This window comes from Allocoleopsis sp., from assembly GCF_036703385.1.
GTDB lineage: Bacteria > Cyanobacteriota > Cyanobacteriia > Cyanobacteriales > Coleofasciculaceae > Allocoleopsis.
Genome location: NZ_DATNPA010000372.1, coordinates 30,638 through 40,280 on the forward strand (window position 1 = coordinate 30,638; position 9,643 = coordinate 40,280).

Annotated in this window: 5 protein-coding genes; 3 read left to right on the forward strand and 2 right to left on the reverse strand. The window is 48.2% G+C overall.

Annotation, left to right across the window (positions count from 1 at the left end):
* The first annotated feature begins 364 nt into the window (after positions 1 to 364).
* Positions 365 to 5,143 carry a glutamate synthase-related protein gene (locus V6C93_RS18530; RefSeq protein ID WP_333478147.1) on the forward strand — a complete coding sequence of 1,593 codons (4,779 nt, stop codon included), beginning with the start codon at positions 365 to 367 and terminating at the stop codon, positions 5,141 to 5,143.
* Positions 5,144 to 5,261: 118 nt separating this feature from the next.
* On the opposite strand, the gene V6C93_RS18535 is transcribed toward V6C93_RS18530, so the two are convergent.
* Positions 5,262 to 6,245: a polysaccharide deacetylase family protein gene (locus V6C93_RS18535; protein ID WP_333478148.1), complete on the reverse strand. Its 984-nt coding sequence runs from the start codon at positions 6,243 to 6,245 to the stop codon at positions 5,262 to 5,264.
* Between the two features lie 516 nt (positions 6,246 to 6,761).
* Here V6C93_RS18535 and V6C93_RS18540 point away from each other — a divergent pair.
* Entirely contained in the window at positions 6,762 to 7,580 is an 819-nt protein-coding gene (locus tag V6C93_RS18540; RefSeq protein WP_333478149.1) for a hypothetical protein, read from the forward strand.
* A 32-nt stretch (positions 7,581 to 7,612) separates the two neighbouring features.
* Here the strand turns inward: V6C93_RS18540 and V6C93_RS18545 are convergent, their stop codons facing one another.
* Positions 7,613 to 7,849, reverse strand: a complete 237-nt coding sequence (locus V6C93_RS18545) for a hypothetical protein (protein WP_333478150.1) — start codon at positions 7,847 to 7,849, stop codon at positions 7,613 to 7,615.
* A 292-nt stretch (positions 7,850 to 8,141) separates the two neighbouring features.
* Here V6C93_RS18545 and V6C93_RS18550 point away from each other — a divergent pair.
* Positions 8,142 to 9,643, forward strand: a 1,502-nt coding sequence (locus V6C93_RS18550; protein ID WP_333478151.1) for an AAA family ATPase, incomplete at its 3' end; no start/stop codon positions are given.

Consider the following 9,643-nt stretch of genomic DNA (forward strand, 5'->3'; position numbering starts at 1 on the left):
AATCTGAAACTAGGTTGAAGGTGACGCTCCAGATCGTCGCTAACGCTAAAGCCTGTTAAAAGTTAAAGGTTAGGAACGTTCGTGATGCACGTTGTGAACGAAAGTTAATGGATGCCTCGGTTGAATTGCCTCGGTTGGAAATTTGAGGATGCCGCGTTGATGTTAGCCGTCGGTCTAAAGTTCACTCTTCTTCTCACCTCAAGGGTATTAGTGTTGGCTCCCTATTAGAGTAAGTAGACACCTCATTAAGGCAAATTGTTTCTAATTTTTCATAGGGTTTTGTAGAAGTGAAGTAGAAATCAACATATCGACCTAACAGCATTCAATTCGGAAATTGATATCAGTAAAAACGGTGAATCATCAGATGAATAACAAGAGCATCAGGGTAAATAGACAAGGTCACTCAGGGAATCAGAGCGATACGCCCTATCTAGGCCAACGATGGTTGGTAGAAGAACGGGATGCGTGTGGTGTTGGCTTCATTGCCTCTTGTGGCGGTACTGCCACACACGACCTGATTGAGCAGGCTTTGTCTGCCCTCAGTTGTTTAGAACACCGGGGAGGATGTAGTGCTGACCAAGACTCTGGAGATGGTGCGGGTTTAATGGCTGCCATTCCCTGGGACATATTTCAGACTTGGTTTGCCGAGCAAAACCTAGAGATGCCACCCACCGAGCAGTTGGGAGTGGGTATGCTTTTTCTACCCAAAGATACGGATCTGCTCAACAAAGCCCGTACCACTGTTGAAGAGGTGTTGGGGCAAGAAGGATTAACCGTGCTGGGTTGGCGTCTTGTCCCTGTGAGAGATTCAGTTCTGGGTTTACAAGCGCGAGAGAACGAACCTCGAATTGAACAAGTAATTGTTCTCTCCCCAACGAAGCAGGGAGATGAACTGGAGCGTGCCCTCTTCAAATCGATGCGTCGCATTAGTAAGGCTTTAGAGTCGGACGACACGGTGAAGGGGTCTGACGATTTCTACATATGTTCATTTTCCAGCCGTACCATCGTCTACAAAGGCATGGTGCGTTCAGCAGTGCTGGGCGAGTTTTATATGGACTTGAAAAACCCAGCTTACAAAAGTGCCTTTGCGGTCTACCATCGCCGCTTTAGCACCAACACTCTGCCCAAGTGGCCCCTCGCTCAGCCGATGCGGCTGTTGGGACACAACGGCGAAATTAATACGCTGTTGGGCAATATCAACTGGATGATCGCTCGTGAGGCTGACTTAACTCATCCTCTGTGGGGCGTTAGGACGACGGAGTCAGAAATTAGGGCTCAGCAGACTGCGCTGAGCACACCCGCTGAATCAGCCACAGAATTAGATGACCTGAAGCCAATCGTCAATCCCGATAACAGTGATTCAGCAACCTTAGACAACGTGCTGGAGTTACTAGTGCAATCCGGACGCAGCCCAATGGAAGCGTTGATGATGATGGTACCAGAAGCATACCAAAATCAGCCAGATTTGGAGAAATATCCGGAAATTGTTGATTTTTACGAATACTACAGAGGAATTCAAGAGGCGTGGGACGGGCCAGCGCTGTTGGTGTTCAGTGATGGCAAGGTTGTGGGAGCTACCCTCGATCGCAACGGTTTACGACCGGCCCGTTACAGCATTACACGGGATGGGTATGTCGTCGTAGCCTCAGAAGCTGGCGTAGTAGACTTGCCAGAAGCCGAGATTGTCGAAAAGGGCAGATTAGGGCCAGGACAGATGATTTCGGTGGACTTAGAAACCCATGAAATCTTGAAGAATTGGGAAATCAAGCAGCGGGTAGCAACCCAGCGGCCTTATGGTCAGTGGCTGCAACAGCATCGTGTCGTAATGACGCCACAACCCTTTGTTGAGAGTCCTCAGCTAGAGGCATCGGTATTACTGCGCCAGCAGACGGCCTTCGGCTACACCGCTGAGGACGTCGATCTGATCATCGAGCCGATGGCTACTGATGGAAAAGAACCAACCTTCTGCATGGGGGATGACATTCCTTTAGCAGTTCTATCCGATAAACCGCGTTTGCTCTATGACTACTTCAAGCAGCGCTTTGCCCAGGTAACCAACCCACCGATTGACCCCCTACGGGAAAGTTTGGTGATGTCCTTGAGTATGCAACTCGGTGAACGAGGGAATTTGCTTGACGCCAAGCCTGAGTATGCCCGGATGTTAAAACTGGAGACTCCAGTACTTAATGAGGTGGAATTAGAGGCGGTGAAAACCTCGGGGTTTGAAACGGCTGAACTCTCGACCTTATTTGAAATTCCCACGGGTCCCCAAGGACTAGAGACGGCTGTACGCAACTTATGCGATCGCGCCGCTCAAGCCGTTGGTGCTGGCAAGAAAATTCTGATCTTAAGCGACAGAGTCGGCGGGACTATCAGCGAACACAACAGCTACATTCCCCCAATGCTGGCAGTCGGTGCCGTACACCATCATCTCATCCAAAAAGGGCTGCGGATGAAGACATCACTGGTTGTGGATACGGCACAGTGCTGGAGTACCCATCACTTCGCTTGCTTAATTGGCTATGGCGCAGGGGCGATTTGTCCTTATCTGGCGCTGGAATCCGTGCGTCAGTGGTGGTCTGATCCCAAGACTCAGAAACTAATGGCGCGGGGCAAAATCCAGAACTTAACCCTAGAACAAGCCCAGAAAAATTACCGCAAAGCGGTAGAAGCAGGGCTGTTAAAAATCCTTTCCAAGATGGGGATTTCTCTGCTGTCGTCTTACCAAGGCGCTCAAATTTTTGAGGCGATCGGGATTGGGACGGATTTATTAGATTTGGCTTTTAGAGGAACGACATCGCGCTTGGGCGGCTTGAGCATTGCTGAGTTAGCACAGGAAGTCATCTCGTTCCACACAAGAGCATTCCCAGAATTGACGGGGAAGAAGCTGGAGAACTTCGGTTTTGTCCAGTACCGTCCAGGCGGGGAGTATCACATGAACAGCCCCGAAATGTCGAAGGCGCTGCACAAGGCAGTAGCAACACAGGACTACGACCATTACGAGCTGTATAAGCAGTCTTTAGCAGGGCGTCCAGTGACCGCACTGCGGGATTTGCTGGACTTCAATACCGATCGCGCTCCAATTCCGATTGAGGAAGTCCAACCAATCGAGGAAATTGTCAAGCGGTTCTGTACGGGGGCGATGTCTCTGGGCGCACTTTCACGGGAAGCCCACGAAGTTTTAGCGATCGCCATGAATCGGATCGGCGGTAAATCCAACTCCGGCGAAGGTGGGGAAGACCCGGTTCGATATAAGATTCTCGATGATGTTGATGAAACCGGGCTCTCTCCAACCCTGCCTCACCTCAAAGGTCTGCGCAATGGGGATACGGCGAGTTCCACGATTAAGCAGGTCGCTTCAGGTCGCTTTGGCGTGACGCCGGAGTACTTGGTGAATGCGAGGCAAATCGAGATCAAAATGGCTCAAGGCGCTAAGCCGGGAGAAGGGGGACAGTTACCCGGTAAGAAGGTTAGCTCTTACATCGCCATGCTACGGCGCTCTAAGCCAGGAGTCACCTTGATTTCGCCGCCGCCTCATCATGATATTTATTCGATCGAGGACTTGGCTCAGCTGATTTTTGACTTGCACCAGATCAATCCAGAAGCGCAGGTATCGGTGAAGCTGGTGGCGGAAATTGGGATTGGTACCGTAGCCGCTGGGGTTGCCAAGGCCAATGCGGATATTATCCAAATTTCTGGGCATGACGGCGGGACGGGTGCGTCTCCCCTGAGCTCGATTAAACATGCTGGCGCTCCTTGGGAATTAGGGGTGACGGAAGTGCATCGGGTGTTGATGGAAAATCAGCTGCGCGATCGCGTCCTGCTCAGAGCTGACGGTGGCTTGAAGACCGGTTGGGATGTGGTTATGGCGGCATTGATGGGAGCAGAAGAATATGGCTTCGGCTCTGTAGCAATGATTGCCGAAGGGTGTATAATGGCGCGAATTTGCCACACCAATAATTGCCCTGTCGGCGTTGCCACTCAGCAGGAACAGTTGCGCAAGCGCTTTCCAGGAACGCCAGAGCATGTGGTCAACTTCTTCTACTTTGTAGCCCAGGAAGTGCGATCGCTCTTGGCTCGACTGGGTTATCGCTCATTGGCAGAAATCATTGGTCGGGCTGACCTATTGAAGGTGCGCGAGGGGATCAAGCTGGCGAAGACGGAGGCTCTGAACTTGAATTGTCTGACTCAGTTGCCTGATACGAAGAGCGATCGCCGCTGGCTCAAGCATGAACCCGTTCACAGTAATGGTTTGGTTCTCGATGATCAGTTGCTTGCCGATCCCGATATTCAGAACGCGATTCGTAACCAACGGACTGTAACTAAGGATTTTACGATCGTAAACACTGACAGAAGCGTAGGAACACGAGTTGCGGGTGTGATCGCCAAGCAGTATGGAGATACAGGGTTTGAGGGTCAAATCACTCTCAACTTTAAAGGCGCTGCGGGTCAAAGCTTTGGTGCGTTCAATCTTCCTGGCATGACGCTCTTGTTGGAAGGTGAAGCCAACGACTATGTGGGTAAAGGAATGCACGGCGGCGAAATTATCATTAAGCCACCCAAAGCGTTGCAGGTTAACAGGTTGCCAGTTGAAGGTTCTAACATGCAACTTTCTAACCTTCAACCTTCAACTTCCTTCGACCCTGCTAAAAACGCGATCGTGGGCAATACTTGCCTCTATGGAGCTACTGGCGGAGTACTGTTTGCCAATGGCGGTGCCGGTGAACGCTTCGGTGTCCGCAACTCCAAAGGTCAGGCCGTGATAGAGGGAGCTGGCGACCACTGTTGTGAGTACATGACCGGAGGTGTAATTGTGATTTTAGGTCATGTCGGTCGAAATGTCGGTGCTGGTATGACTGGTGGTCTAGCTTACTTCCTCGATGAAGATGGTAGTTTTTCGGCGAAAGTCAACCGGGAAATTGTCAAGATTCAACGGGTCATAACGCCTGCGGGCGAACGACAGCTCAAGGAACTGATCCAAGCTCATGCGGAGCGTACCGATAGCCCTAAAGCGAGGACAATCTTAGCTCACTGGTCTAACTATCTACCGCAATTCTGGCAAGTTGTACCTCCTTCAGAGGCTAATACTCCAGAAGCAAATCCTGACGTTGTAGAGCAGAGAGTTTTGAGTTCAGTTCAGTAGAAACGGTGAAGGGTTGAAGATTGTTTGAGGCTTCCAGGTTGTCTTTGGAACCTTCAACCTTCAACCCTTTGGAACCTTCAACCTTCAACCCTTTGAAACCTTCAACCCTTTGAAACCTTCAACCCTTCCTCGCCATTAGTTCTTTATCCTTTTGTTGCATTTCCATGAGCTCTGGCACAGTTACAAACTTGTAGCCGCGCTTTTTTAATTCCCCCATCAATTGCGGTAAAGCTCGTAGTGTTTTTGAGCGATCGCCACCACCGTCGTGCATCAAGACAATCCCCCCTGTGGAGGCTTCCTTGAGGATGCGGTTAATCAGAACATTGGGATTATGGTAGCGCCAGTCTAGCGAGTCCGCTGACCACATAACGACACCATACTTTTTCTGCTGAGCGTAGGCGGCTAACCCATTATTCAGAATGCCACCAGGTGGCCTAAAGAGATTGGTTTTGACACCAGTGATTTTATAAACTATATCAGCTGTTTTATCTATTTCGTTAGCAGCACCAACCTGGTTGTACCGATGATACTGATGGCTCCATGAATGGTTAGCAATGGCGTGACCCTCAGCAACAATCCGCTTAGCCAGCTGCGGATACTTTTGCACCTGCCTTCCTACAACAAAAAAGGTCGCCTTGACATTGTTTTTCTTAAGGACATCGAGTGCCTGCACTGTCGAACTGGGCCAAGGACCATCATCAAAGGTTAGCGCGATCGGCTTGAGCGTAGCATCTTGCCCACTCGGCTTGTCTAGTGTTCCTTTTGCAACAGCTTTAATGGCACTATTTACCTTGATATCTTTAAACGTTTTTCCCTGAAACTCGGCTGGTATAGGCTTATTGAGCCGTTGTATATTTTCTTGCTGTATCAATTTAGAAATAGCTTGTTTGTATGCCTGATTCGGTTGGGCAACTAAAGCTTTTTCCTGTGAGGTATTTGAGTCGGCTTGCGGATTTAGATTCGGTGTTATTTCCGGTAAAAAACTTCTCGGACTTGCAGACCGAGCGGCTGGTAAGCTACAGCCGGATATAAAACTAAGAGCAGCGGCAATTACAGCCAGCGAGAGGCTGCGTTGCCCAACAAATAGGTGACGGTCTGCCACGTTAATTCTCCTTCACTCCTCATACACAAAGGCGGCAAGTCACAATGGTAATCCCTCAGCTTTTTGATTGGCAGGGGTTAAGGACTACTTCAAGCAGAAGAGGATTGGTTGAGTGCAAATCCTGCTTCTGACCACTATCCCTCCAAGGTAGGAGGCAAACATTTCTCAATTGCGGGACGCTAGCAGGCGATCGCCCAAAGGGCGGTGCCAGAGGCAATTGCTGAACTTGACACCGATTTTCGTTCCCAGGCTAATGAGCCTGTTGCAAGTTACTGGTGAAATCGTAGCGCGTCCGGGAGCTCAACGAGTTTTTTAGAAACAGCGAAGATCCCCTTAGCTGTAATCAGCTCTCCCCTGCGCCTAGCCTTGGCTCGCTCAGATTCTTGTATTGTGCCAACCACAGCGTCAAGCCAAATTTGAGAGCATTTGACCTAATTTAGGCGTGTTCACTCCTAAGAGGACAGTAGTACCATGAGCGAATAGTCCAATACCCAACTTGGTTGCTTTTTAACTGACATGGCAAAGAGAACCTCCTTAAGCTTATGCCTGTTTGCGGGCATCATCATTGCTGGGGTGCCTACCCAAGCCGCGATAACTACAGCACCGACTGTATCACAGCCGCCCTTAACCGCCAAGCACGGTATCGTTAATACTGTTCTCCAGATGGCTGTCGAGCAATCAGCACCCACACAAGCCACGCTAACGCTGGAAGATTTACCGTCTGGATTCACAGAACTTCCTCCAAATATAGCCGCGATGCTTGCTTCCCGGTTAGAGGTTATCAAACAACAACTGGGACAAGAGAATATGAAACCGGAAAACTTCTTTGCCTACGTTAATCCCCAAAATTTCCAAATTGTCTTGGGATTTACAGGAAAGCTTCCCAATCAGTCTGAACAGGCAAGCTTTGATGCGAGTATGGAAAAAGCAAAGCAGCCAGACGTTCAGCAAAAAACCTTGAGTCTGTTGCAGGAGCAGCTAAAAACTTTTGGAGAAGTTAAGGTTACGGAGTATCGTTTGATTCCTGAGCTGAATAACTTGGCGAATGCTTCAACCGGGATGACCTTGGCATTGGAGATGAAAGGTCAACCCCTACGCTTTGACGTGGCGGCATTTCGTCGCAACGCGATGGGAGCGTTGACAGGTGTCATTTATGCCAATGGGGAACAGCCAGCGATAGGGGTAGGAGATTTGGCGCGGAAGCTAGATCAGCGCATTGAACAGGTGTCGGCGAACACCACTCCTTCTAGTGAGGCTAGTGAGGAAAAACCAAGTAGCACATTCACTCCCCCAAGTCAAAAGCCCGATCAACCAACAGGTGGTAGCGTAAGGTGATGCTTCTACACTAATGCTGGGGGCGAGGTCTGTCATAACCACACCGATGTTTGAGCCAGCATCGGAAGGTAAATTACGCCTAATTGCTTAGAACAATTAGGCTTCTTAGCGCAGGCAGACAAAACGTAACAATGAGATAATACATGCAGTGAAGGACTAGCTTTTTTGGTGTTAGCTTTTGCTAGCCATTCCTTGTATTTGGGAGTGCGAAAAATACTCGCAATCGGTGCATCTGTATCAGGATTACTCTGCATCGCCAGTCTGGACATAAACGAGTCATCTACTGCGAGCGGCTGTGTCGGTACGTGTAGCGCGACGCCTAATTTTAAATCAAATCTCTAAACAGTTTATTTGCCAAAGTTTATAGTAATAGATACCCCTGCGAACGGTCTTCTTTGTGCCCTTCGTCCAAATCTTCATGACTTGACAATAGCTCTCCTCAATTATTATGAAGAATTTTTTAGTTACTCTTGCTTTTCGGAGTAAAAAGCATCTTTAAAGCTTTAACTAGTAATAGTTTAAACCAAATTTCAAAAAAATAGAACCTTAAACTACCTAAATATGAGCAATAACATAACCATAGAAATCGCTGGATACAAGGTTCTTACCCAAATCTATGAAAGTGCCAATTCTCTTGTCTATCGAGGTAAAAAAGATCAGGATAACAAGACAGTAATTCTCAAAGTTCTGAAAGAAAACTATCCCACACCGCAAGAACTCACTCGATATAAGCAGGAATATGAAATCACCCGCAATCTGAACACAGAAGGCGTGGTTAAAGCTTATAGCTTAGAACCCTATCAGAAAACTTTAGTCATCATCCTTGAGGATTTTGATGCGTCATCTTTAAAGCAATTGATAAATGGGTATATGGGGGCAGGCACGGGTGTACTGCCCCTACCAAAATTCCTTAGTATTGCCATCAAAACGGCTGAGAGTTTGGGTCAGATTCATAGCAGTAATATTATTCACAAAGATATTAATCCCGCCAATATTGTCTTTAACCCAAAAACCGGGCAACTCAAAATCATCGATTTTAGCATTTCTACGGTACTAAGCCGCGAAAACCCCACGTTGAAAAATCCCAATGTCTTAGAAGGCACATTAGCCTATATGTCGCCAGAGCAAACCGGACGGATGAACCGAACACTAGACTACCGTACAGACTTTTATTCTCTCGGCGTCACCTTCTATGAACTGCTAGCCGGGCAACTACCGTTTGAGACAACTGATGCGCTGGAGTTAGTGCATTGTCATATCGCTAAAGTTCCGTTGTCACCGCATCAGCTTCATCCGAACATTCCTAAAGCTTTGTCAGATATTGTCATGAAGCTGATGGCGAAAACGGCAGAGGAACGATACCAAAGTGCTTGGGGAATTCAAGCCGATCTAGAAGACTGTCTGCATCAAATCCAGACAAAGGGAGAAATTTCAGAATTTCCTCTGGGTTCTCAAGATATTTCAGACAAGTTTCAAATTCCGCAAAAACTCTATGGACGTGAGGCGGAAGTTGAAACCTTACTGGCAGCATTTGACCGAGTAGCAGACAATCCCCAATCCAAAATCGAAATGATGTTGGTAGCGGGTTATTCTGGTATCGGTAAGTCATCATTGGTTGCCGAAATTCATAAACCGAATACCCGACTGTGTGGCTACTTCACAAGTGGCAAATTTGACCAATTTCAGCGGAATATTCCCTACTCGGCTGTTGTCAGTGCCTTTAAGGGATTGGTGCGACAACTGTTAACTGAAAGCGAAGCACAACTTATGCAATGGCGAGAAAAGCTTTTAGCTGCTTTTGGTGCCAACGGTCAAGTCATTATTGACGTAATTCCGGAAGTGGAACTGATTGTCGGCAAACAGCCACCCGTGCCAGAGTTAGGACCAACCGAATCACAAAATCGCTTCAATCTTGTCTTCGGTCAGTTCATCCGAGCCTTTTGCACAAAAGAGCATCCTTTGGTTATCTTTCTGGACGATTTGCAGTGGGCAGACTCTGCCACGCTCAAGTTAATAGAGCTGATGATGACAGATAACGAGACGCAATATCTGTTCCTAATTGG

Excerpts from the sequence above, each read along its gene's own strand:
- V6C93_RS18530 (WP_333478147.1), top strand. The coding sequence starts at position 365 with ATGAATAACAAGAGCATCAGGGTAAATAGACAAGGTCACTCAGGGAAT.
- V6C93_RS18540 (WP_333478149.1), top strand. The coding sequence starts at position 6,762 with ATGGCAAAGAGAACCTCCTTAAGCTTATGCCTGTTTGCGGGCATCATC.
- V6C93_RS18545 (WP_333478150.1), bottom strand. The coding sequence starts at position 7,849 with ATGTCCAGACTGGCGATGCAGAGTAATCCTGATACAGATGCACCGATT.